Origin of the sequence: Nocardia sp. GCM10030253 (assembly GCF_042675075.1) — a bacterium.
Taxonomy (GTDB): Bacteria; Actinomycetota; Actinomycetes; order Mycobacteriales; family Mycobacteriaceae; genus Nocardia.
In genome coordinates this window covers 158,649-182,637 of sequence record NZ_JBHTDL010000014.1, presented here as the reverse complement: position 1 = coordinate 182,637, position 23,989 = coordinate 158,649, and the positions used below count along the sequence as shown (strand labels likewise).

The following is a 23,989-nucleotide window of genomic DNA, read 5'->3' as shown; positions in this document are numbered from 1 at the left end:
CCGAGAGGGCAATCACAGGTGGTGACGCGCACCAAGTGGGCTGCCAGAGCGGTGGCATGCGGCTAACGTGTGGTCATGACAGGACCGATGCCTTTGACCCTTGCCTCGATCCGCCAAGCTCCCAAAGCGCTGCTGCACGACCACCTCGACGGTGGACTGCGGCCTGCGACGGTTCTGGAGCTCGCCGTCGATTGCGGTTACGACGACCTACCCGCCTCCGACGAGACGGCGCTGGCCGCGTGGTTCCGCGATGCGGCCGACAGCGGTTCGTTGGAGCTCTATCTGGAAACCTTCGCCCATACCGTCGCGGTGATGCAGACACCGGAAGGGTTGCGCCGGGTCGCTCGTGAATGCGCGGAGGACCTGGCCGCCGACGGCGTGGTGTACGCCGAGGTGCGCTTCGCGCCCGAACAACACTTGGAGCGTGGCCTGACCCTGGACGAGGTGGTCGAGCACACCCTGGCCGGCTTCCGTGAGGGTGAGGCGGCGGCCGCGGCGGCGGGGCACCCGATCGTGGTGATCTGCCTGCTCACCGCCATGCGGCACGCGGCGCGCTCGCGGGAGATCGCCGAGCTCACCGTTCGCTTCCGTGACCGTGGCGTCGGCGGCTTCGATATCGCGGGCGCGGAGGCGGGTTTCCCGCCGAGCCGACACCTGGACGCCTTCGAGTACATGCGAGCCAATAGCGCGCATTTCACCATTCACGCGGGCGAGGCCTTCGGTCTGCCCTCGATCCATGAGGCGCTTGCCTTCTGCGGCTGTGACCGGCTCGGCCACGGAGTGCGGATCACCGACGACATCGCTGTGCCCGGCGCCATCGAGGACGCCCGCCTCGGGCTGGTCGCGAACTATGTGCGCGACGCGCGGATTCCGCTGGAGTTGTGTCCGTCGTCGAATGTGCAGACCGGCGCCGTCCCGTCGCTGGACAAGCACCCCTTCGACCTGCTGGCCCGACTTCGTTTTCGCGTCACCGTCAACACCGACAACCGGCTGATGAGCGACACCAGCATGAGCAAAGAGATGTCGAAGCTGGTGGACACCTTCGGCTATGGCTGGAGCGATCTGGAGCGTTTCACCATCAATGCCATGAAGTCGGCCTTCATCCCGTTCCCGGAACGCCTGCGCATCATCGACGACATCATCAAGCCGGGCTACGCGGTGCTACTCGGATAGTCCACGGCGGCAGTGGATTCCGCGTGTGCTTTATCGACCTGGTTCAGGCGGATCCAGATCTGCTCGGCCCGGCCGAGCAGACGTTCGTCCGCGCCGTAGACGGCCGTCGAGGCAAAGGACTTGCGGCCCTGTTCGCCGTGGTTCTCGCCGACGGCCACACACCGCTCGCCGACCTCGGGCAGCGCGTGCACGGTGGCGGTCATCGAACCGAGCACCGCGGGCCGTTCGAACATCCCGGGCAGCGACCAGCCGCCGGGGCAGTCCATCGCGGCCCACAACACGGCGGTTTCCAGCGGCAGCGAAGCGTCGGGAATCCACGGCGCGGCGACCAACCCGTCGCCGACCACGCCTGCCTCGATCCGCAGGCCGTCGGTGCGTGCACTGCCGCAGACGAAGCAGTGCGCGAACAGCTCATTGCTCTGGTATGAGCTGGTGGCGGCCTCGGCGTCGGCGAAGGACACACACTGCGGCGTGTCCCGTTCGAATGCTCCCGCCCGCGATTCGGCGAGCAGGGTGTCGCCGTCGTACAAACGGCCGTCGCGCATCTGCAGCTCCGTGTCCAGCGGCGGCGGGCCGCGCAGGATCACCGTCACCGCGGCATCGTCGCGCTGCTCGGCGAGCAGCCCGCCGACATAGCCGCCGTTGCCGGAGTCGGGCGGGCCGTTGAATCGAGCGGGTATCCGGAGCGTTCGAGCGGTCACTGCGGTGCGAGCCGACTCTCGAAGTTGCGCTCCAGCTCCCGCCAACTCTGCGCTTCCGCGGCGAACGGCGGATTGGGGGCCATTCTGTTCGGGTCCGGGTTCAGCAGGTAGGAGACGTACCAGCCCAGCGGGTTGGACTGAGCCAGCGCTTGCTCCACGGTGTCGTCGTCGGCATAGTCGGCGGCATCTGTGAACAGTTCGACCGCAAGATCGAGCTGTTCGATGTCGACTGCCTCCGGGCCCTCGGCCAGATCGTCGGCCAGGCCCGGCAGCACGTAGACGTTCTCGTCGGTGACCTCCACCTCGAGCGAACCGTCGACGGCTGCGGTCTGCACGTCGGTGTAGGTGCTCACCCGCGACAGATCGTGCTCGTGGTCGTCAGCGAGGTAGCGAGCCAACGCCCGCTCGGAGCCGAACACGGTGATCGAGCCGTCTTTGCCGAGGAAGATCGGCTCGTCGTCGAGGTAACAGCGCAGCGTGAAGTAGTTGCCCTCGGCGGTGACGATCTTGACCGGGTCGATGCCGACCTCGTTCCAGAACGACTCGTCCTCTTCTTCCTCGTCTTCGTCGTCCGCATCGAGATCGACGGTCTCGAACTCTTCTTCTTCCTCGCTGTCGGCCGCGTCGTCGGCGTCGACGACGTTCTCCTCGGCGGCGAGCAACTCCGCCTCCGCGACGGCGACGGCCTCGGCGTCCACATCCGGGGTCTGCACCACGGAGTCGATGGCATCGAGGACGTCGTCCCAGCCCTTGGCGATGGCGGCGCCGATCTGATCCCAGAGCTCTTCGCCGTCACGCCCGAGGAAGGCACTGACCCCGCCCGGCAGTGCGCCTAGTACGGGGTGTGAACCGAAGAACTTGGTCACCGTCTCCAGTTCGCACACCTCGCCGATGTTGCGCACCATGGCGAGGGTGTCCTCTAGCTCCGCGATGGAGTCGACATCGGGATCGCCCGCGGCCAGCTCCGGCACCGCCACCAGGTCGAAGGTGAAGTTCTCCTCCGGCTCCAGCTCCACCGCCGATAGACCGGCGACGACCTTCCACGACGGATGGTCGATCAGGTCGTTATCGGAGTTGGTCCGGATAAAGGCGGCCAGCTCCGCAACGGTTTCGAAACCGTAGAGGGAGTCCTCGTGTCCGAGGAATGCCTCCCACTCGTCGTCACCGTCGCGCCAGCGCGGTGCCCACAGGGTGACCAGATCGCCGTCGGTCAGGCCGAGCTCGATCGGGACGATGTCTCCAGAAGCCATGAGCGGAAGCCTATCGACCTTCCGCGTCAGGCACTATCCGGCCCGCCTCCAACAGTTCCCGGAGCCCCTTCCTGGGCCGGGACGAACGACTCGTTCAGTGTCGCAACGACCTTCGATCGCTGGGTGCCGGCGTCCTCGGCGGCCTGCCTGCAGGCCCAGACGATGAGCTGGCCGACCTCGGCGGGCGGCAGCGTGGTGACCGACTCCGACAGGGTCAGCGCGACGAGCGCACCGTCGCTGTCGACCTCGACACCGACCGCGCCGTCCTCGGTCCGGAACCGGCCTCGCACCTGCTTGAGGCCATAGAGCGCGGCTTCCAACGCCTCCAGCTTCTGCGTCGCGTTGGCGACGAGAGCATCCATCTCCGCACTCATGACTGCGCCTCGCCCGCGCTGCCCATGCTTCGCTCGCTTCGCTCACTCATACCGGCCTCATCCAGCTAGTGGGTCCCGTGTCCGCGTCGTCGATCCGGTCGAGTTCGTCCACCGCGGCCTGGCGGGTGGGCAGATTGAGCCGGTCGAGGATGTCGGCAGGCAGGCCCGCCTCGGCGAGCACTTCGCGCCTGCGGGCCCGTGCCGCGATGGTCGAGCGCTTCGTCAGTCGGAGGATCTCGTCCGCGAGAGTCTGTGCGCCGTATCGGTATTCGCTGCGCTCGAACTTGATCTCCACCGGCATGCCCTGATCGGTGGCGCGCACCGAGATGGTGCCGGACCGGTTGGTACTCGCCGCCACCGTGACGTTGGGGACGGCCGGGGGCTTCGGTTCGCTCATGACCGCGCCTCGCTGGCGCTCGGCTCCGTCATGCCCGATGGCGCTGTGTCATTGGTTCGCTCGCTGCGCTCACTCATGTGGTCGGCCTGTAGAAGCCGTAGAAGTCCATGCCTATGTTCTCCGTTCGAATCGAGCTGATCTGGACCGGGTCACCGGCCTCGACGAACTGCCCGTTGCCGATCACCATGGCGACATGGCCATCCCAGACGGCCAGATCGCCGGGCATCAGATCACCGGGGGAGACCCCCGTGTGCCCGTTGCCCTGTTCTTGGGCCAGCCGGGGTAGGTCAACGCCTGCCTCGCCGTATGCGTACTGAGTGAGCCCGCTGCAGTCGAGTCCGGCGCCGGGGCTGGTGCCGCCCCACACGTACGGCGTGCCGAGGGTGCCGAGGGCGGAGCGAACCGCCTGCGCGGCCTGTTCGTTCGGGGCTTCGACGATGCTGCCGTCCGGCAGCGTGACCTTCACACCCTTGCCGTCCTGTCCCGCGGACCCGCTGTTGGGGTTTTGCGAGCCGGGTGTGCTCGGCGACGAGCCGGATTTGGACGGCGTGGAGCCCGACATCACCGGGGTCGCCATGCTGGTGAGCATTTGGCCCGCGGATCCGCCGACACCGGTCAGGGTCGACAGCACCGAACTCGCACCGCTTGCCAGTCCACTCGCACCGCCTGCCAGCCCGTTGGCCAGCGAAGCGGGCGCGGTCGACGGAGGTGGGGTCAGCTCGGTCATGCTCGCGGTCTGCGTGTCGAGTTCGCTGCGTACCCGCCCGACCACGTTCATGCCCTGGCCGAGATGGTCGATCGCGGAGCTGACGAGCACCGCGAGACCTTGCGGTGTCGCAATGGTCGGACCCAGCGCGGTGGCCGTGTTCACGAACGACTCGACGATTCCGGTCAATTCCTTCTGCCCGGTCTCGACCTGGGCCGCTGCCTGATCGACAACCGAAGCCATGTCGTTGCCACGATCGGAGATGGTCGCGGCGGAGGTCTGCACCCGCAACGCCTTCGCGGTGGCGGAATCGGCGGCCCGGCCGTCCCACGCCTCGTTCATGCTGTTGATGCTGTTGCGGCCGAACGCGTGGATCTGGTCGATGATGCTCGACGTGGACTGCAGCTGGCCCGAAGGTCCGTCGGTCGGCAAGACTCCCGAGCCGAAGCTGGAGAGCAAGTCGAGCAGTGGCTTGGCGAGGACGTTGATATCGATCACCGAGTCACCCGCCCATTTCGGGGTCCGCGCTGTTGATCGCCGCGGCGTTGGTCTGGTCGGTCTCTTCCAGGACGACGGCGGCGCCGGTAGCGGCACCACCCACGCTGCTCAGCACCGCCGACAACTGGCCGATGGCCGCGACGTGCCCGGCATGGGCGGCGGCATAGGCGGCCATGAAATCACCACCGATCAACCCCATGATGGGACCGAGTAACGCGGGATTGGCGCCCGCCGCGCCCGCACTGGCCGCCGCCATCTCCGCTGCCATCGTGTGGGCGGTCGCACCATAGGCTGCGATGCCCTCGGTGTCGGCCGACATCTTTCGCATAGTGCTTCCCCCATCTACTTTGTTCCCAGGCAGAGTACGTCATCCACCTAGTTCGACGCGCTGCCTTCCGGATCGGTTCCAGCCCCATCGAAAAAATTTCCCGGCCGGAGGTACGACGTCGAACTCGTTGTCAACCTTATCGTTCACTCATGCACACGCACACCGTGGACCACCCACTCGCCGCCACCCTGCTGACCACGATGCGTGATGCCAGGACGGCCAACCCGGCCTTCCGCTCGGCGCTGCGCGATCTCACCGGAATTCTGATCTATGAGGCGCTGCGCGAAGCCCCCGTGACCCGATTCGAGATCGCGACCCCGGTGGCCTCGGTCGAGGGCGTCCGGTTGGCGAAACCACCTCTGCTGGTTCCGGTCCTGCGTGCCGGCCTCGGCATGATCGACGCGGCCGCCGAGCTGATCCCGGATGCCAGGGTCGGCTTCGTAGGCATCGCCCGCGACGAAGAGACCCACCAGCCCGTCCCCTACATGGAGTCGCTGCCCGAAGACCTCTCGGACCTCCCGGTCTACGTACTCGACCCAATGCTGGCCACCGGCGGCTCGATGCGCCACACCCTGAAACTACTCGTAGCCCGCGGCGCCACCGACATCACCGCCGTCTGCGTAGTCGCCGCCCCCGAAGGCGTTACCGCACTAGCCGATTCGGGCTTCCCCGTACGCCTCGTCACCGCCGCCATAGACACAGGCCTGAACGCCGACGCCTACATCGTCCCCGGCCTAGGCGACGCCGGCGACCGCCAATTCGGCCCCCGCTGAACCCCCCACCACACCTACTGTCGTCCGAACACCCCGTGCCCCAACCGAACACCGCGTAAACGGGGTGTGCGGCAACGATGGTAGTGAAAATGATGGGCTTCAGGTATTGGTTGGAGCTGCCATTTCGCTACCGCTGATAACCATTTTGCTGCGATGGCAGGGTTATTCAGTGAGTTGCTCGCAGAAGGTGCGGATTGCGGAGAGGTGTTGTGCTGCGGCGTCTTTTGCTGAGGTCAAGGCGCTGTGGGTGGGGGCGGGCTCGACTACTTCCAGGTAGCACTTGAGTTTGGGCTCGGTGCCGGATGGGCGGACCACGATGCGTGTGGTGGCGCCCTCGAAAATCAGTGCGTCGGTGCGCATTCGTCCGCGGACCTGGAGCATGTCGGTGTACTTCATCGGTTCGCCTGCTATCTCGTCCGGCGGCGCGGCGCGGAGTCGGTTGACGACTGCGGCAGCTGCGGCTGCGTCCGGCAGCCGAAGTGATACCTGGTCGACCGTGTGCAGGCCGAATTCGATTGCGTAGTCGTCGAGTTCGTTCGTGAGGGTGCGGCCGATGGCTTTCAATCGAGCGACCAGATCAGCGGCGAGGACTGCGGCGGAGATGCCGTCCTTGTCGCGCACCGTCGCCGGGTCGACGCAGTGGCCGATAGCCTCTTCGTAGGCGTAGACCAGGCCGTCTCCTGCTCGGGCCAGCCATTTGAAGCCGGTCAGGGTTTCCGCGTAGCGCGCGCCGCGGGCGGCGGCGAGCTTCGAAAGCAGCCGTGAGGAGACGATGGTGGTGGCCACCAGTGAGTCCGGCGGTGCGGTTCGCAGTACGTAATCACCGAGCAGCACACCGGTTTCGTCGCCGCGCAGCATGCGCCAGCCGCCGTTGTCGTCGGGGATGCCGATGGCGCAGCGGTCGGCATCCGGGTCGAGTGCGATGGCGATATCCGCGCCGATCCGTTCGGCGGTGGCGAGCAAAAGGTCGGTGGCGCCTGGCTCTTCGGGGTTCGGGAACGCGACCGTAGGGAAGTCGGCGTCGGGTGCGAATTGCTCGCCGACGACGTGCACGTGGGCAAATCCAGCGTCCGCGAGGGCCTTCACCGCAGTGTCGCCGCCGACGCCGTGCAGCGGAGTGAGTGCGATCCGGACGTCGGAGCGTTCGCCGGGACCGCCGATCAGTTCGGGCAGCCGGGCTACGCGGTCGAGGTAACGGCGCACCAGATCGTCATCCGCGGCGGTGACCGGGGTGCGGGCAATCGGTTCGGCGACCGCCTCGATGCAGCGTTCGATCTCGGTGTCGGCCGGGGCGATCAGTTGCGCGCCGCCGTCGAGGAACACCTTGTAGCCGTTATCTGACGCCGGGTTGTGCGACGCGGTGATCTGCACTCCGGCAACGGCTCCCAGTTCCCGGACCGCGTACGCGACGATCGGCGTCGGCAGCGGGCGTGGCAGTAGCGTCACCGGAAAGCCCGCGGCGGCAAAGATTTCCGCGGTCGCGATCGCGAATTCGGCGGAGCCGTGGCGGGCGTCGCGACCGACAACCACCGCACCGCCACCGAGACAGCGGTCGCGCAACCAGGCTGTGAGCCCGGCCGTAGCCCTGCTCACGGTGATCGGGTTCATGCCGTCGGGCCCGTCCTGCAGTGGCCCGCGCAGCCCGGCGGTGCCGAAGCGGAGCATCTACAGCCGTTCCAGCACGCCGCGCAGCAGTTTGCCGAGGCGCGGCGCCGCCGCATGCCCCTCGGCGAGCACTTCCGCGTGCGAAAGGTGCGCGCCCGTGACACCGGCGGCCAAGTTGGTGACCAGCGAAATGCCGAGCACCCGTGCGCCGAGCGCGCGGCAGGCGATGGCCTCCAGCACCGTCGACATGCCGACCAGGTCGGCGCCGATCGTGCGCAGCATCCGGATCTCGGCGGGCGTCTCGTACTGCGGCCCGGTCAGGCCCGCGTACACGCCCTCGGTCAGACTGGGGTCGATTTCCCTCGCCAGCGCCCGCAATTCGGGATCCCAGGCATCCACGAGGTCGACGAAGGTGGCGCCGGTCAGCGGCGTGCGGCTGGTGAGGTTCAGATGGTCGCTGATAAGCACCGGCTCGCCGACGTGCAATCCGTCTCGGATGCCGCCCGCCGCATTCGTCAGCACCACGGTCTCGGCGCCGGCGGCGATGGCCGCGGTCACCGGGTGCACGACCTCGGCGGGCTGGTAGCCCTCGTACAGATGCTGGCGGCCCATCAGCAGCAGCACCGGGGTGTCATCGACGGCGACGGAGTGAACCATGCCGACGTGTCCCTGCGCGCTCGGCGTCCCGAACCCCGGCAGTTCCGGCATCGGCACCGACGCGGTCGGCGTACCGATCTCCGCCGCGGCCTCCTGCCACCCTGATCCCAGCACCACCGCAACCCGGTGGCGCTGCACTCCAGTACGTTCGGCGATCGCCTCAGCGGCCTGTTCGGCAAGCATAAAAGTCACAGTAGTGGATTTGCAGCGCTGTGTTTATTGGCAGCGCCTGCGGCGCTGCGTGTTCGCGGCCCCCTTGGGCTCGCTTCCGAGCGGGCGAGACTCGCGCCTTCGGCGCATGCGCTTCGCCCGCTCGGAAGCGAGCCGGGCCGCGAACTCTAGTGCTCGGTCTGGCTTCGTTCGGAAGGCGGTGTCGTGGCGAATGGGTGCGTCGGGTGGCGATCCTTGTGACCTTGTTGGATGTCTTCGACCACTCGGACGCGTGTCGGGCTGCGAGTCCGATCGGCGATTACACTCGCGATCTCATCAATCCTGAACGGCCATCGCTCATAGGGCTCGCTGAGTGGTAGCTGCGCAGGTGGTGATCCTCACGACTGGTGCGCTGCACGCCGTTCGCACCGCCCGCAGAGGGTTGGCTACCCGTGAGTAGGAGTTGCGTTTCGCACCCGATACGCTGCACGCATGCCGTATCTGTCGCGTGAAGGAGATGTGTTCGTCGTGTACCTCGGGAACGAGGGACAGGCAGACAGTGAGAACCGCTTCCATCCGGATTGGATCGACGAATTCCACGGCCTGCTCGACGAGGTCGAGGCGTCCAAGGGGCCTGCCGCTCTGGTGACCACCGCGACCGGGAAGTTCTACAGCAACGGCCTCGACACCGATTGGCTGTTCGGCAACCTCGACAAGATTCACGGCTATCTCGACCGCGTGCACTCGCTCTACACCCGCCTGCTCGCGTTCCCGATGCCGACGGTGGCCGCGATCAACGGCCACGCGTTCGGCGCGGGCGCCATGCTCGCCACCTCGCACGACTTCCGCGTGATGCGCGCAGACCGTGGTTTCTACTGCCTGCCCGAGGTGCACCTTGGCATGCCGTTCACCGTCGGCATGAACGCACTGCTGACCGAGCGGCTCAGCAATCAGGTCGCCTTGCAGGCCATGACCACCGGCCATCGCTACCCCGCGGATCAGGCGATCGCCGCGGGCATTGTCGACGACAAGGCCGACGCCGAGGAGTTGCTGGGCGCCGCCGTCGCGCGGGCCGCGGCACTGGCCGGCAACCGCAAGCCGAATCTGCCGGTGATCAAGCGCGCGCTGCACGCCAAGGCGCTGGCCGGCCTCGCTACCCTGACTACCCCGGAGAACCTGGCGTTCGCCGCCGGATAACCCCGTGATCACCCCCTGATGTGATCGGCCAGCCTGACGCAGGCCGCGCTCTAGTGGCAACACAGTGCAACACTGTGTTCCATGCCACCACCGCGCAGCGGACTCCCTGAATCGCGCAGCGACCACCACGCTGCGCGACTGGGTGCGGCCGGAGCGGCGGACGCCGCGATCATGGCCGCGGCCGCCGAGCTGATCGATCTCTCGCACGCGATCCATGCCGAGCCCGAGCTCGCGTTCGAGGAGACCAGGAGCGTCGCCAAGACCATCGCGCCGCTCGCCGAGCGCGGCTTCGAGATCGAGACGGGCGTCGCCGAGCTGCCGACCGCCTTCCGGGCCAGCTATGGCAGCGGGGAGCTGACGGTCGGCATCTGCGCGGAGTACGACGCGCTGCCGGAGATCGGACACGCCTGCGGGCACAACATCATTGCCGCGGCGGCGGTCGGCGCCGGGATCGGTCTCGCCGAGGTCGCCGATGCGCTCGGGATCACGGTCGTGGTGTTCGGCACCCCCGCCGAGGAGAGCGGCGGCGGCAAGGTGCTGATGCTGGAGCGCGGCGTCTTCGACGACATCGCGATGGCGATGATGGTGCACCCCGGCCCGTTCGACATCGTCAACGCGCGCTCGCTGGCGCTCGCGGATCTGTCGGTGATCTTCCACGGCCGCGAAGCGCATGCGAGCGCGGCGCCGGAGCTCGGCCGCAACGCCGGTGACGCGGTGACGGTCACGCAGGTAGCTCTGGGGTTGCTGAGGCAGCATCTCCTACCTGGACAGCAACTGCACGGTATAGTCAGCGACGGTGGCGTAGCCCCCAACATTGTGCCTGGACGTGCGGAACTGCTGTATTACCTACGCGCAGTCGATTCTGCATCTCTCGACAATCTGATGCGACGAGCGTCAGATTGTTTCGAGGCGGGCGCTCTGGCGACCGGCTGCACTCACGAAATCCGGACGGTTGCGCCGACATATACCGAGCTAACCCCCGATCCGGGATTACTGTTTGCCTATCGCGAGCAGATCGTCGAATTGGGCCGGGTGCCGATCGCACCGGAGCTCGAGGCGCAGCGACCGCTCGGGAGTACGGACATGGGCAACGTCACCAACGTCATTCCGGGCATCCATCCGGTCATCGGCATCGACGCCGGTGGGGCGGTGACACATCAGCCCGGCTTCGCCGCGGCCAGTATCAACGCCTCGGCGGATCGTGCGGTTACCGATGGCGCGCTGGCGCTCGCGCGTACCGCTATTGCCATCGCCCGCGATGAAGTAGACAAAGACAGGTTGTTGCAACGGCTCGTTCAACGACAGGAGGACATTCGGTGAGCAGTACCGGCCGTCTGGTGCGAACCGGGCAGGAAGCGGTCGAGTCGTGGCTGGCCGAGCACACGGTCGACCTCGTCCAGTGGCGCAGGCATATCCACACCAACCCGGAGCTTTCTCGCACCGAGTTCGCCACCACCGAGTTCGTCTCGTCCTGGCTGACGAAGGCCGGGCTCTCGCCCAAGGTACTTCCTGGCGGCACCGGACTCATCTGTGACATCGGGCCGGACGGACCGCGGATCGGATTGCGCGCCGATATGGACGCGCTCCCGCTGCAGGAGTTCACCGGGCTCAGTTTTGCCTCCGCCGTGCCGGGCGTGTCGCATGCCTGTGGACACGACGCGCACACCACGATTCTGCTCGGCACCGCGCTCGCGCTTGCCGACGCCGAGCTGCCACGGGGCGTGCGGTTGGTGTTCCAGCCCGCAGAGGAGGTCATGCCGGGCGGCGCGATCGACGTCGTGGCCACCGGCGCTATGGAGGGTGTCGAGCGGATCTTCGCCCTGCACTGTGACCCTCGGCTGGAAGTCGGGCGCATCGGAGTTCGGGTCGGGGCGATCACCTCGGCCGCCGACACCGTCGAGCTGGTGCTCGATTCGCCGGGCGGGCACACCTCACGGCCGCATCTGACCAGTGATCTGGTCTACGCGATCGGCACCGTGATCACCGGGCTGCCCGGGCTGCTCAGCCGTCGTATCGATCCACGCACCAGCACCGTCATGGTGTGGGGCGCGGTCAGTGCGGGCAAGGCGCCCAACGCAATTCCGCAGACCGGCATGCTCACCGGCACCGTCCGCACCGGCGATCACGCGACCTGGTCGCTGCTGGAGCCGATGGTGCGCGAGATCGTGGACGGCCTGCTCGCTCCGACCGGTGTGCGGTACCAGCTGAACTACAAGCGTGGCGTGCCGCCGGTGGTCAACGACGAGCAGTCGACGCGGATGTTCGAGGACGCGATCCGTGAGATCGGTCCGGACGCTCTTGCCGACACCATGCAGTCCGGCGGTGGCGAGGACTTCTCCTGGTACCTCGAAGAGGTGCCGGGCGCGATGGCGCGGCTCGGCGTCTGGTCGGGTCACGGCGAACAGCTCGACCTGCACCAGCCGACATTCGACATCGACGAGCGCGCGCTTGCGGTCGGTGTCCGAGTGCTGAGCAACATCGTGCTGCAAGCGGGCTGAGCCACAAACCGATACGAACAGCGATGCGGCCGGATCCACTGGGTCCGGCCGCATCGCTGTGTCGAGGTGTCGGGTCAGCCGAAGTTGCCGGGACCAACGTTGCGGCTGTTACGGGTGCGCAGGGAATGCACGTACTCCTCGGGCGCGCCCGCCTTCTCTGCGGCATCCGCGATGACGCCGATGTACCGCGCCGAGGGCAGGCCGCCCTCGTAGGCGTCCAGCACGTAGAGCCAGGCGAGGATCGGCTGTACACCGCTGCCCGGGCTCGGCGTGACCCGCAGCCGGACCTTGCGGTGGATACCGAAGTCGGAGCCCTCCCAGCGGTCCAGCCGCTGCTCGTCCTCCGGCGATACGTCGTAGAGCACGACGAAGACCCGGGATCCCGGCTCCTCGACGACGGTGGCCAGCGGCCCCTCCCAGCCGATGTCGTCGCCACTGAAGGTCAGACGCCAGCCCTCCAACCAGCCCGTACCGGACATGGGGGAGTGCGGACAGCGCTCGAGCATCTGGGACGAGTCCATGTTCGACCCGTAGGCGGCGTAGATCGGCACCAGCAAAGGGTATCCAATAACCGCCACACATCGACTCCATCCCGCCAGATGTCCGTGTTGTGCGCGCCGCCACTACCGCCGCAGCCACGCGAAGCAGCGGCAAACCGCCCCGGCTAACGTTGTCCGAGGTACCGGAGATCCCGGTCGAACTGCTCGAGCGGAGGTATCCATGACCCGCATAGCGATCATCGGTGGCGGACCGGCCGGTTACGAGGCGGCGCTGGTTGCGGCGCAACACGGCGCGTCGGTGACCTTGATTGATTCGGACGGCATCGGCGGCGCGTGCGTGCTGTGGGACTGTGTGCCCTCGAAGACATTTATCGCATCGACCGGCGTGCGCACCGACCTGCGTCGCGCCCGTGACCTGGGCATCACCCTCGATCCGAGTCAGGCGACCATCCAACTGCCCGAGGTGAACGCGCGTGTGAAAGCGCTTGCGCTCGCGCAGTCTTCGGATATCAGGTCGAAGCTGCAGACCGTCGGCGTCACGGTGCTCGCCGGGCGCGGGCAGCTGATCGATGCCGCGACCGGTCTTGCTGCGCATCAGGTGCGCGCCATGCTGGACAGCGGCGAAGAGCGGATCGTCGAGGCCGAAGTGGTGTTGATCGCCACAGGCGCGAGCCCGCGCGTGTTGCCCGGCGCCGAGCCGGACGGTGAGCGCATCCTGAACTGGCGTCAGCTCTACGACCTGCAGGAGCTGCCGGAGACCCTGGTGGTGGTCGGTTCCGGTGTCACGGGCGCCGAATTCGTCTCCGCGTACACCGAAATGGGTGTGCATGTGAAGTTGGTGTCCAGCCGCGACCGGGTGCTGCCCGGCGAGGACGCGGACGCCGCTCTCGTGCTGGAGGACGCGCTGGCCGAGCGCGGTGTCGAGCTGGTCAAGCACGCGCGTGCCGATGCGGTGGAACGCACCGCCGACGGCATCGTGGTCAAGCTGTCCGACGGCAGGACCGTCACCGGCACCCACGCCCTGATGACTGTGGGTTCCACGCCAAATACCGATGATCTCGGTCTGGAGCGGGTCGGGATCGAGCTGGACCGAGGCTATCTGCGGGTGGATCGGGTGTCGCGCACCTCGGTGCCAGGCATCTACGCCGCCGGCGACTGCACCGGCCTGCTGCCGCTGGCCTCGGTGGCCGCGATGCAGGGCCGCATCGCGATGTATCACGCGCTGGGTGAGGGTGTGAGCCCGATCCGGTTGAAGACCGTCGCCTCCGCGGTGTTCACGCGCCCGGAGATCGCGACCGTCGGCGTGAGTCAGACCGCCATCGACAACGGCGAGACGCCCGCCCGCACGGTGATGCTGCCGCTGAACACCAACCCGCGCGCCAAGATGTCGGGCTTGCGACGAGGTTTCGTCAAGATTTTCTGCAGGCCCGCGACCGGTGTGGTGATCGGCGGCGTGGTGGTTGCCCCCATCGCCTCGGAGCTCATCCTGCCGATTGCCCTTGCGGTACAGAACAATTTGACCGTCAACGACCTTGCCCAGACCTTCTCGGTATATCCCTCCCTGACCGGCTCGGTTACCGAAGCCGCCCGCCTGCTGATGCGCCACGACGACCTGGACTGACGGCGGTGATCGTCACCCCCGTCGGTCGAGGTGGGGAGCATTGAACGTGCCAGCGTGAGTGTTCCTGGTGTTGGGCATATTTCATTGCGTTGCCAGTGCGGCTCACATGTGGTTCACTTCCCGCAGAGATGCGATCGGCGGGCGGTCGCGAGGTTCTGTGTGGGGGGATTGTTCCTTTCCAAACGGGATACGGCGAATGGCCCTGAAGCCGTTCGGCGGCCGTGCGTCTCACCAGAGACAACTGAGTGCGCCCGGTTCGGTCGCACTCGGGAAAGGGATTTGCGAAAAGTGAAACATCGTAAGCCGAGTCGGACGCAGCGAGCGATGGCGAGTACATCGTTGCCGCTGGCCACTGCGGCCGCTGTGGCCACTCTCTTCGCGGCGCCGGCGGGGGCAGTTCCCAACGATCAGCCGACCACACCGACCACACCTGCACCGGCACCTGCGCAGCCGGGCACCACCGACGCACCAGCGGACCAGGGACAGCCGGAGACCACCAAGCCGGAACCCGGTAAGCCGGAGTCCAAGCCGACGCCGAGTCAGCCGGGTGTCACCACTCCGGACCCCAACCAGGTGATGCCGAATCCACCGAAGGATCCGAAGCTCGCCGCGCCGACTCAGCCGGGTGTGACCACCCCGCGGGTGGCGCCGCTGCCGGTTCCCGGTCAGCAGCCGCCTGCCCAGCCCGCGGTCGTGCCGGATCCCGCGACGGGCGCCGATGCGAAGCCTGTCCAGCCGGGTACGACCCAGCCGGGCGCGCAGGGTGGCAGCGATTCGAATGTCGAGGCGGCACAGCCCGAATCGCAGACCCTGGTGCAGCAGCCGCCGCGCTGGCAGGCGCCGCGTCTGCAGTCCGCGCCCGCGGCTCCGGTCGTCGAAATGACCGGTCCGCATGCGGAGCTCGGCGCGAACATCGATGGCGGGCGCGTGCTGCCCGGCTTCGTGGCCAACACCCACCACTTCAACAACGCGGCGGGCTACGTGGGCACCGTCGGCTACCGCACCCCGACCGGTGCGGGCGAGGCCGGTGTTTCGGTCGAGTATGTCGACGCCAACACCATCAAGCTCACCAGCTACACCGGTGGCGAAGGCCTGGCCGACAACAAGAACACCGCCGTTCTCGACACCACTGAGCTGAACAAGGCGAAGGCGGCCGTCGAGCACTGGATCGCGGCCCAGCCGGGCGGCGCGGCTGCCCTCGATGCCGCGGCGCAAGTTAAGCTTCCGTGGCAGCCGGGCGAACTGGCTCCGCAGACGGTCGACGTGGCTGGTGTCATCACTCAGTGGGGTGGTTCGCTCCAGTACTGACACGAGCTGATTCGACGGGTGGGGCGGTCGTTCGCGACCGCCCCACACGTGTGTCCTGGGGAAAGGATTTGGTGTGGGTTCCGAGGACGACGCGAGGGACAAAGAATCCGACCAGTCCGGGTCGGGATTCGGTCCGCCGGTGGGCGATTTCGGTCCGCCGGTATCGGGATTCGGTCCGCCGGTCGGCGATTTCGGTCCGCCCATGGACGACTTCGGTCCGCCGACGGGTGGACAACCTCCGCAGTGGTCAGAGCCCGCCACAGATCATCCCGAGCTGATCTGGCGGCCCGCGGACGAACCGCCGGCAGTGCCGCCGCCGGCCGCGCAGTATCGAGCGCCTGACACCACGGTCTTTCCCGATACTCCGCCGCCCGCCGCCCCGGCCCCGCGCATCCCGCAGTCTCCGGCCGACGCCGACGAGGACCGCACCGTCCGTCACCAGGTGCCACCGTCCGGCGGCGACCGCGACACCTGGTGGAATCGACCCACCGACACCGGAGATGTGCCGACGCCACCGCGCGCTCCCGAGCCGGGCCTGTCCTGGTCGGACGATCCGATTGCCAAGCGCCTGGCGCCGAGCACCATTCCGACTCCGGTCTTCACGCCGAATCGGAAGAAGAAGAGTTCGCGCAGCGTGTGGATCGCGCTCGGCTCGGTCGCGGCGGTGGCTGTCGTCGCCGCACTGGTGGCGACCATCATCGCGGTGAACCGCGACAGCGGCGGTGGTTCAGCGGCGCCGCCCGTCACGCCGACGGCCGCGCTGAGCTGCCCGGCCAGCAAGGACGGCAAGGTGACTGTCGGCAACGGTGCTGGTGGTACCGACAGCGCAGCCAATGCGATTCTCGGCTTCCAATACGCCTTCTACGTCGAGCGCAACGGCGAGAAGGTCAGGAAATTCGTCGCGCCGGACGCGGAAAACGTGTCGTCCGCCGAGATCATCCAGGCCGCCATCAATGAGCAGATCCCGGTCGGCACCACCCACTGTCTGCGGATCACCGAGCAGGCTACCGACACCTTCGAGGTGGATCTGACCGAGCACCGCGCCGACGGCACCACGACCGTCTACCGGCAGACCGTCGTTACGGCGAACCGGGACGACAAGACGTTGGTCTACGCCATCCGAGAGCGCCTCTAGTCTCAAATATTGGGAAACTCATTTCATATTCTGGTCACGGTATGGGACAGTGAAAATTCGCGTACCCGTGGCGTCCCCTCGGAGGTTTCCCATGTCGCCGACCATTCCACCGCTGGCAGGCAAGCTCGGCGGACTGAAGAGTTCGGCGATTCGTGACCTGCTGAAGCTGACCACCCGTGCCGACGTGATCAGTCTGGCGGGTGGGCTGCCGGACGCGGAGCTGATGCCCCGCGAGCGCCTCGCCGCCGCGGCCGATGCGGCGCTGAGCGGTACGGCGGTTCTGCAGTACACCGAGTCGCCCGGCTGGGCACCGCTGCGCGATGTGCTGCGGCAGCGGGAATCGGCCAAGCTCGGGCGCGCTGTCGGGCTCGACGAAGTGTTCGTGACACATGGCTCGCAGCAGGCGCTTTCGCTGCTCGCCGAGGTGCTGCTCGATCCGGGCGCGCTGGTCGTTGTCGAGGATCCGGCGTATGTCGGTGCGCTGCAGGTGTTCCGGGCTGCGGGGGCGCGAATCGTCGCGGTGCCCTTGGATGCCGACGGCATGCGGGTTGATGTGTTGAAGGAACTGCTCGCGCGTGGTGAACGTCCTGCGGTCGTGCATACGGTCAGCAACTTCCACAATCCCGGCGGCGTGACGATGAGCTCGCTGCGCCGTATGGAGCTGGCTGAACTCGCTGAGGCGCACGGATTTTGGGTGATCGAGGACGATCCGTACGGCGAATTGTGGTTCGACCAGCCTGCCCCCGAGCCGGTTGCGACCTATTCCCGCAACGTGATTCGGCTGTCCAGTGCCTCGAAGATCCTCTCGCCCGCCCTGCGTGTCGGCTGGATGGTCGCCCAGGACGGTGTCTGTCGCGCTGTCGAACTGCTCAAACAAGGTGCGGACCTGTGTGGTTCGGCGCTGACCCACCAGATCACCACCGACCTGCTCACCGACGAAGCCTGGCTGACCGGCCACGTCGACAGCGTTCGCACCGCTTACGGCGATCGCGCCAAGGCGCTCGTGCACGCCGTCCGCACCAGCTTCGGTGACCGTGTTACCTGTACCGACGCCACCGGTGGCATGTTCGTGTGGGCGGACTTCACCGATGACACCAACACCGACGAACTCCTTCCCCGGGCGCTGGACCAGGGCGTCGCTTTCGTGCCAGGTTCGGCTTTCGCCGTCGACACCGACTACGGCCACTCGATGCGCATGTGCTTCACCACGGCCGACGCTTCGACTCTGGAAGCGGCTATCGACCGTTTGGCTCGCGCAGCGCGGTAAACGCCAGCCGACTGGAAGCCAAAGGTCGAGAGGCGGATCAAGCCCAGTTGTAGGTGCGCTCGACCGCCTTGTCCCAAGCGTTGAGATAGTTTTCGCGATCGGTAGTGGACATCGACGGCTGCCATGTCTTGTCGGCGGCCCAGTTGGCGCGGATATCGTCGGTGCTCTCCCACAAGCCGACGGCCAGCCCAGCCGCGTAAGCAGCCCCGAGAGCGGTGGTTTCGTTGACCACCGGACGGACGACGGGAACGTCGAGGATGTCGGATTGGAACTGCATGAGCAGGTCGTTGCCGACCATGCCGCCATCGACCTTGAGGGTGGTGAGTTCCAGGCGCAGTTGCTGGGATTCGGCGTCGGCGCGCATGGCGTCCATGACCTCGCGCGTCTGAAATGCGGTGGACTCCAGGACTGCTCGCGCCAGATGCCCTTTGTTGACGAACCGGGTGAGCCCCGCGATCACGCCACGGGCGTCCGGGCGCCAGCGTGGCGCGAACAGGCCCGAGAACGCGGGGACGATGTAGGCGCCGCCGTTGTCGTCGACGCTGCGGGCCAGCGGCTCGATCTCCTCGGCGGTGGAAATGATGCCGAGGTTGTCACGGAACCATTGCACCAGTGAGCCGGTGACCGCAATGGAGCCCTCCAACGCGTACACCGCGGCCTCGCCGCCGAGCTGATAGCAGACGGTGGTGAGCAGGCCGTGCTTGCTGAACACCGGCGTCGTACCGGTGTTGAGCAGCATGAAATTGCCTGTGCCATAGGTGTTCTTGGCCTCGCCGGGGGACAGGCAGGCCTGGCCGAAGGTCGCCGCTTGCTGATCGCCGAGGATGCCGGCGACCGGCACGCCGGCCAGCGGGCCCGAGGTGATCTCCGCGTAGATCTGAGAAGAACTGCGAATCTCGGGCAGCATCGCGAGCGGCACCCCGAACTCCGCGCAGATCCGCGGATCCCATTGCAGCGTACGAAGATCCATCAGCATGGTGCGGGAAGCGTTCGTCACGTCAGTGATGTGCTCGCCGGTGAGGTTCCACAGCACCCAGCTGTCGATGGTGCCGAAGCACAACTCGCCCGCCTCGGCCCGCTGCTCGGCGCCCTCGACATGGTCGAGAATCCAGCGCAGTTTCGGCCCGGCGAAGTAGGTGGACAACGGCAGGCCGGTGCGGTCTTGATAGCGGGTCGCACCGTACTCGCCACCCAGCTCGGTGACCAGGCGATCGGTGCGGGTGTCCTGCCAGACGATGGCATTGTGAATCGGCTTGCCGGTGGCCCGATCCCACACCACCGTCGTCTCGCGCTGGTTGGTGACACCGACCGCGTTGATCTCGTCGGCTGCGACACCCGTACTTTTCAGGACCTCGCCGAGGACGAATTCGGTGTTGCGCCAGATGGTTTCCGGATCGTGCTCGACCCAGCCCGGCCGCGGGAAGATCTGCTCGTGCTCTCGTTGGGCAACGCCGACCACGCGGCCTCGCCTGTCGAACACGATGCATCGACTCGAAGTCGTGCCTTGATCAATGGCGGCCACATAGCGACGCATTCGTGCAGGCTACTAAATGCTGTGCGTGGTGCGTGTCAAACGATGCGACATGGTGTGTACCGGCCGCAGTGTGCATCACATCGCGGGGCAGGTATGGCAGGACTACTGTGGGTCTTGGTTACCGGCGAGTAGCTCTCCATGCGACACGGCCCGTGCCACGGCCAGGGATTCGTCCTCGACTCGCATAGCCTGTACCAGAGCAGCTCGATCGTGTGCCCGTGAAGACCCACAACGTCGTCTACACCCGACGCTGGCGTCGGCTTGAGGAGTCGAGCATGATCAAGAAACCGGAATCTCAGTTCCTCGGCCCCGAGCAGCGTACGGCGGCATGGGAGCGGTTCGGTAAGGATCGCTTCGACGTGATCGTGGTCGGCGGTGGTGTAGTCGGCGCCGGAATTGCGCTCGACGCGGCGACCCGCGGCCTGCGTGTCGCGCTCGTCGAGGCGCGTGACCTCGCCTCGGGTACCTCGAGCCGGTCGTCGAAGATGTTCCACGGCGGCCTGCGCTACCTGGAGCAGCTGGAGTTCGGGCTGGTGCGCGAGGCGCTGCGGGAGCGCGAACTCGCGCTGGCCACGCTGTCACCGCACCTGGTGAAACCGCTGCGTTTCCTCTATCCGCTGACCCACCGCGCGTGGGAACGCCCGTACGTGGCGGCCGGTCTGGTGCTCTACGACACCATGGGCGGCGCCAAATCAGTTCCAGGACAACGTCATCTATCGCGGCACGGTGCACTGCGGCTGGCGCCGGGCCTGCGGCCCGATTCGCTGATCGGCGGTGTCAGCTACTACGACACAGTCGTCGACGACGCACGCCACACCATGACCGTCGCGCGCACCGCCGCGCATTACGGCGCGGTGATCCGAACCTCCACCCAGGTCGTCGGGTTCCTCCGCGAGGCCGACCGGGTCGTCGGAGTGAAGGTCCGCGACTGCGAGGACGGCCGCGCCGCCGAGGTCCGCGGCCACGTGGTGATCAACGCGACCGGTGTGTGGACCGACGAGGTCCAGGCGCTCTCGCACAACCGCGGCCGGTTCCACGTGCGGGCCTCCAAGGGCGTGCACATCGTGGTGCCGCGCGACCGCATCGTCAGCGATGCCGCGATCATCTTGCGCACCGCGACCTCGGTGCTGTTCGTCATCCCGTGGGGCGCGCACTGGATAGTCGGAACCACCGACACCGACTGGAATCTGGACCTCGCGCATCCCGCGGCGACCAAAGCCGATATCGACTATCTCCTTGACCGGGTGAACCAGGTGCTGGTCACCCCGCTCACCCCCGCAGACATCGATGGCGTATATGCGGGTCTGCGGCCATTGCTTGCGGGAGAGAGCGATTCGACTTCGAAGCTCTCCCGCGAGCACGCCGTCGCGCGGGTCGCGCCCGGACTTGTCGGCATCGCGGGCGGCAAGTACACCACGTACCGGGTGATGGCCTATGACGCGGTAGACGAAGCGGCGCATGACATTCCGGCCCGAGTAGCGCCATCGATCACCGAAAAGGTCCCGTTGCTCGGCGCCGACGGCTACTTCGCGCTGATAAACCAGACGGTGCAGCTGGCCGAGGCATACGGCGTGCATCCGTACCGGATCGAGCATCTGCTGGATCGCTACGGCTCGCTCATCGACGAGGTGATGGCGATGGCCGACGGCAAACCCGAGCTGCTGCAACCGATTACGGACGCACCGTCGTATCTGCAGGTGGAGGCCGTCTACGCCGCCGCGGCGGAGGGTGCGCTGCACCTGGACGACATTCTGGCCAGGCGGACCAGGATCTCCATCGAGTACTCGCACCGCGGCGCGAACTGCGCCGAACAGGTGGCTTGCCTGGTCGCGCCGGTGCTCGGCTGGGGCGACGACGAAATCGACCGCGAGGTAAAGACGTACCAGGCCAGGGTCGAGGCCGAGATCCGCTCGCAGACCCAGCCCGACGATGCGTCGGCCGACGCGCTGCGCATCGCCGCACCCGAGCCACGCCCGGAGATCCTGGAACCGGTCCCGCTGGACAGCTGAGCGTCAGGAGTGACCGAGTGCCGGCAGCGGTAGTGCGATGGAGACGATGGTGCCGCCGCCCGCAGCCGGTTCCATCGATGCGCCGCCGCCGTGCAGGTCCGCGATCCAGGCCACCAGCGCAAGGCCGATGCCGCTGCCACGTCCCCCGCTCACACCGCGCTGGAACGGGTTGCTCGACAGCTGCGGATTGATCCCCGCACCGTGATCGCGGACGCTGACGCGTCCGTCGGCCACGTGTACCTCGATCGGCGCGACGCGGTTCACCGCGCCGTGCACGATCGCATTCTCGATCAGGTTGCGCACCGCGAGGCTCAGCAGGCCCGGATCGCCGACCACCACCGTCGGGTGGGCCGTGACGACGATATTCGCCTGCGGAAACTCCTCGACGACGGATTCGGTGAGCTGATCGAGCAGCAGTTGCACCTTCTCCATGGTGGTGACGCCTGCCTGCATGCGGGCTCTGGCGAGCAGGCCCGCAACGATCCGTTCCATCCGATCGCCGAGTGCTCGCGCGTCGGTCAGTGCTCGTTGGTTGTCCTGGGCAGCTCGCTCGCGCGGCTCGGTCACCAGTCGCAGCGTGGTCAGCGGGGTGCGCAGTTCGTGGGCGGCGTCGCCGAGGAATCGTTCCTGCTCCTCGACCATCACCATGGCGTGGCGCATGCTTCGGCCCGAAAGCACGTGACCCGCGACAGCCGAGAGCGCGACCAGCGTGACGCCGCCGACCACGAGTCCCCAGATCAGCAGCGCCCGATCACGGTCCCACAGGCCAGGATTCGTGCCCGCGATGACGACCGCCTGGACTCGGGAGTCCTCCCAGGAGATCGGCGTCGCCGCGATCCGGACGGGTCGGCCCATATTGTCGAATCCGTCGCGGAAGACGGTTTCTCCGGCGAAGACGGCGTCGTCGGCCAGGCCTGCCGCACCATCGTCCTTGGGCAACCACGAGCGCAGGTGCGCGTAGCTCTCCGTCCACTTGCCGTCGCCGTCGGAGCTGACGATCATGACCGCGGTTTCACCGTTGGCAAGGGCGTCGTTTTCGATCTGGCTCAGGTCGATGACGTCCTCGCCGGGCGGGAGGTCGACGGCCCGGTACAGCCCGGTCACCACCCGGTCGAGGGAATTGTCGATGGCGTGGTCGCGCGAGCGCGAATCGATGGTCGCCGCGACGAGTCCGAGGACGATCAGCGATGTCGCGGTGATCGCGGTGATAAGCGCCGTCAGCTGCCAGCGAGTGCGGCGCAGTCTGGTCACCGCGGGTCGGTCGGCGGCCGAGCCGATGAACCGACCGCCGGGTCCGGCGGACAAGGAATTCACGGTGCGAATGGTGTGCTTCCGATCATGAAGCCGGTGCCACGAACGGTCTCGATCACCTGCGGTGCGCCGAGTTTGCGGCGCAACTGCGCGACGACGACGTCGACCACATTCGAGGCGGGTTCGGCCATCTCGTCCCAGCAACATTCGATGAGCTCGGAGCGGGACACGACGTTGCCCGCGCGGGTGGCGAGCAATTCGAGCACGGCGAATTCCTTAGGGGTCAGCGAGCGCAGGATGCCCGCGCGCTGGACGCGACGCCGCGGCAGATCGATGTCGATGTCGCCCAGCACTATTCGTGCGGGGGCCGGCTGCTCGCGCCGACGGCACAGTGCGCGCACACGAGCGGTGAGCTCGGCCAGCGCGAAGGGCTTGACCAGATAGTCGTCGGCACCGTTGTCGAAGCCCGCGATCCGGTCCGCGAGCCCGTCGCGCGCGGTCAGTATCAATACCGGCACGCGCCGACCCGCCGCGCGGTGTGCGGCGACGAGGTGCAGGCCGTCACCGTCGGGCAGCCCGCGGTCGACGACCAGGCAGTCGTAGGTATTGACGGTGATCTTGAGATCGGCGTCCGCGAGGTGGTGTGCGAGGTCCACCGCAAAGCCCGCCGACCGTAGTCCCGCGGCAACTTCGTTGCCGAGTCCCTCGTCGTCCTCAACCACCAAAACCCGCACGAGGTTTGAGAATAAGGTACTTCAGATACCGCGTGCGGGCCGGAGTGCGACTGGCCCGACCCCTCCGGGCCAGTCGCCGTTCGGAATTCGATCGATCAGAAGGTGTGCAGGTCCCAGCCGCCGGCCACCTCGACGCACTGCCACTCGGTGCCACCGGTCCTGGGTGAGTTGCCGTCGGCCGCGCAGGCCTCATAGGTCGCGTAGTTGCCGATGAACTCGGCCGAGGCGACGCCGGTGCCCGCGGCGACGGCACCGAGGACGAAGACTCCGGCGACAAGTGCGGTCTTGATCTTCATGGTCTGGATTTCCTCTCGTTCCCGCGC

The 23,989-nt window shown here is 67.1% G+C and carries 23 protein-coding genes; 10 read left to right on the top strand and 13 right to left on the bottom strand.

Going from position 1 to position 23,989, the window contains the following annotated elements; translation table 11 throughout:
* Positions 1-75 precede the first annotated feature (75 nt).
* Positions 76-1,173 (top strand): adenosine deaminase, encoded by a 1,098-nt coding sequence (locus ACFQZZ_RS30365; protein ID WP_378687536.1) that lies wholly within the window; start codon positions 76-78, stop codon positions 1,171-1,173.
* On the opposite strand, the gene ACFQZZ_RS30360 is transcribed toward ACFQZZ_RS30365, so the two are convergent.
* From ACFQZZ_RS30360 to ACFQZZ_RS30335, 6 genes are all read right to left on the bottom strand, one after another.
* Positions 1,152-1,874 (bottom strand): hypothetical protein, encoded by a 723-nt coding sequence (locus ACFQZZ_RS30360; RefSeq protein WP_378687534.1) that lies wholly within the window; start codon positions 1,872-1,874, stop codon positions 1,152-1,154. The two genes, ACFQZZ_RS30365 and ACFQZZ_RS30360, sit on opposite strands and share 22 nt — an antisense overlap.
* Positions 1,871-3,124, bottom strand: a complete 1,254-nt coding sequence (locus ACFQZZ_RS30355; protein WP_378687532.1) for a primosomal protein — start codon at positions 3,122-3,124, stop codon at positions 1,871-1,873. Before ACFQZZ_RS30355 ends, ACFQZZ_RS30360 begins: the two co-directional genes overlap by 4 nt.
* Before the next feature lie 26 nt (positions 3,125-3,150).
* Positions 3,151-3,498: a YbaB/EbfC family nucleoid-associated protein gene (locus ACFQZZ_RS30350; protein ID WP_378687530.1), complete on the bottom strand. Its 348-nt coding sequence runs from the start codon at positions 3,496-3,498 to the stop codon at positions 3,151-3,153.
* Positions 3,499-3,544: 46 nt separating this feature from the next.
* Positions 3,545-3,895 (bottom strand): hypothetical protein, encoded by a 351-nt coding sequence (locus ACFQZZ_RS30345; RefSeq protein ID WP_378687529.1) that lies wholly within the window; start codon positions 3,893-3,895, stop codon positions 3,545-3,547.
* A gap of 73 nt (positions 3,896-3,968) precedes the next feature.
* The gene (locus tag ACFQZZ_RS30340) at positions 3,969-5,099 is read right to left on the bottom strand and encodes an NlpC/P60 family protein (RefSeq protein ID WP_378687527.1); all 1,131 of its coding nucleotides are present in this window, start codon (positions 5,097-5,099) and stop codon (positions 3,969-3,971) included.
* Positions 5,100-5,103: 4 nt separating this feature from the next.
* Positions 5,104-5,418: a type VII secretion target gene (locus tag ACFQZZ_RS30335; protein ID WP_378687526.1), complete on the bottom strand. Its 315-nt coding sequence runs from the start codon at positions 5,416-5,418 to the stop codon at positions 5,104-5,106.
* A 158-nt stretch (positions 5,419-5,576) separates the two neighbouring features.
* Between ACFQZZ_RS30335 and upp the strand changes: the two genes are divergently transcribed.
* On the top strand, positions 5,577-6,200 hold the full coding sequence (gene upp / locus ACFQZZ_RS30330; protein ID WP_378687525.1) for a uracil phosphoribosyltransferase: 624 nt from the start codon (positions 5,577-5,579) through the stop codon (positions 6,198-6,200).
* A 162-nt stretch (positions 6,201-6,362) separates the two neighbouring features.
* On the opposite strand, the gene ACFQZZ_RS30325 is transcribed toward upp, so the two are convergent.
* Together ACFQZZ_RS30325 and ACFQZZ_RS30320 are read right to left on the bottom strand one after the other, a co-directional pair.
* Complete coding sequence (locus ACFQZZ_RS30325; protein WP_378687523.1) at positions 6,363-7,865, bottom strand: phospho-sugar mutase; 1,503 nt, start codon at positions 7,863-7,865, stop codon at positions 6,363-6,365.
* Positions 7,866-8,645 carry a purine-nucleoside phosphorylase gene (locus ACFQZZ_RS30320; protein WP_378687521.1) on the bottom strand — a complete coding sequence of 260 codons (780 nt, stop codon included), beginning with the start codon at positions 8,643-8,645 and terminating at the stop codon, positions 7,866-7,868.
* Positions 8,646-9,104: 459 nt separating this feature from the next.
* Here ACFQZZ_RS30320 and ACFQZZ_RS30315 point away from each other — a divergent pair, with 459 nt between their 5' ends.
* The 3 genes from ACFQZZ_RS30315 (at position 9,105) to ACFQZZ_RS30305 (ending at position 12,307) form a co-directional block, all read left to right on the top strand.
* Positions 9,105-9,809, top strand: a complete 705-nt coding sequence (locus ACFQZZ_RS30315; protein ID WP_378687520.1) for an enoyl-CoA hydratase-related protein — start codon at positions 9,105-9,107, stop codon at positions 9,807-9,809.
* Between the two features lie 171 nt (positions 9,810-9,980).
* Positions 9,981-11,129: a M20 family metallopeptidase gene (locus ACFQZZ_RS30310; protein WP_378688029.1), complete on the top strand. Its 1,149-nt coding sequence runs from the start codon at positions 9,981-9,983 to the stop codon at positions 11,127-11,129.
* A 17-nt stretch (positions 11,130-11,146) separates the two neighbouring features.
* Positions 11,147-12,307, top strand: a complete 1,161-nt coding sequence (locus ACFQZZ_RS30305; RefSeq protein WP_378688026.1) for a M20 family metallopeptidase — start codon at positions 11,147-11,149, stop codon at positions 12,305-12,307.
* Positions 12,308-12,381: 74 nt separating this feature from the next.
* Here ACFQZZ_RS30305 and ACFQZZ_RS30300 read toward each other — a convergent pair whose 3' ends face one another.
* Positions 12,382-12,858, bottom strand: coding sequence for a gamma-glutamylcyclotransferase (locus ACFQZZ_RS30300; protein WP_378687519.1), 477 nt, complete (start codon positions 12,856-12,858; stop codon positions 12,382-12,384).
* A 169-nt stretch (positions 12,859-13,027) separates the two neighbouring features.
* Between ACFQZZ_RS30300 and ACFQZZ_RS30295 the strand changes: the two genes are divergently transcribed.
* The 4 genes from ACFQZZ_RS30295 (at position 13,028) to ACFQZZ_RS30280 (ending at position 18,138) form a co-directional block, all read left to right on the top strand.
* Entirely contained in the window at positions 13,028-14,428 is a 1,401-nt protein-coding gene (locus ACFQZZ_RS30295; RefSeq protein WP_378687517.1) for an NAD(P)H-quinone dehydrogenase, read from the top strand.
* Positions 14,429-14,752: 324 nt separating this feature from the next.
* Positions 14,753-15,736, top strand: a complete 984-nt coding sequence (locus tag ACFQZZ_RS30290) for a hypothetical protein (protein WP_378687515.1) — start codon at positions 14,753-14,755, stop codon at positions 15,734-15,736.
* Between the two features lie 73 nt (positions 15,737-15,809).
* On the top strand, positions 15,810-16,871 hold the full coding sequence (locus tag ACFQZZ_RS30285) for a hypothetical protein (protein WP_378687513.1): 1,062 nt from the start codon (positions 15,810-15,812) through the stop codon (positions 16,869-16,871).
* A 91-nt stretch (positions 16,872-16,962) separates the two neighbouring features.
* Positions 16,963-18,138, top strand: a complete 1,176-nt coding sequence (locus ACFQZZ_RS30280; RefSeq protein ID WP_378687511.1) for a PLP-dependent aminotransferase family protein — start codon at positions 16,963-16,965, stop codon at positions 18,136-18,138.
* Positions 18,139-18,175: 37 nt separating this feature from the next.
* Here the strand turns inward: ACFQZZ_RS30280 and glpK are convergent, their stop codons facing one another.
* Positions 18,176-19,672, bottom strand: a complete 1,497-nt coding sequence (glpK, locus tag ACFQZZ_RS30275) for a glycerol kinase GlpK (protein ID WP_378687509.1) — start codon at positions 19,670-19,672, stop codon at positions 18,176-18,178.
* A 275-nt stretch (positions 19,673-19,947) separates the two neighbouring features.
* Between glpK and ACFQZZ_RS30270 the strand changes: the two genes are divergently transcribed.
* Positions 19,948-21,681 (top strand): glycerol-3-phosphate dehydrogenase/oxidase, encoded by a 1,734-nt coding sequence (locus tag ACFQZZ_RS30270; protein WP_378687508.1) that lies wholly within the window; start codon positions 19,948-19,950, stop codon positions 21,679-21,681.
* 3 nt (positions 21,682-21,684) lie between these two features.
* On the opposite strand, the gene ACFQZZ_RS30265 is transcribed toward ACFQZZ_RS30270, so the two are convergent.
* The 3 genes from ACFQZZ_RS30265 to ACFQZZ_RS30255 form a co-directional block, all read right to left on the bottom strand.
* Entirely contained in the window at positions 21,685-22,995 is a 1,311-nt protein-coding gene (locus tag ACFQZZ_RS30265) for a sensor histidine kinase (RefSeq protein WP_378687506.1), read from the bottom strand.
* Positions 22,992-23,666 (bottom strand): winged helix-turn-helix domain-containing protein, encoded by a 675-nt coding sequence (locus tag ACFQZZ_RS30260; RefSeq protein ID WP_378687504.1) that lies wholly within the window; start codon positions 23,664-23,666, stop codon positions 22,992-22,994. The genes ACFQZZ_RS30265 and ACFQZZ_RS30260 overlap by 4 nt, the downstream gene beginning before the upstream one ends.
* Before the next feature lie 95 nt (positions 23,667-23,761).
* Positions 23,762-23,962, bottom strand: a complete 201-nt coding sequence (locus ACFQZZ_RS30255) for a hypothetical protein (protein ID WP_378687503.1) — start codon at positions 23,960-23,962, stop codon at positions 23,762-23,764.
* Between the last annotated feature and the right edge of the window lie 27 nt (positions 23,963-23,989).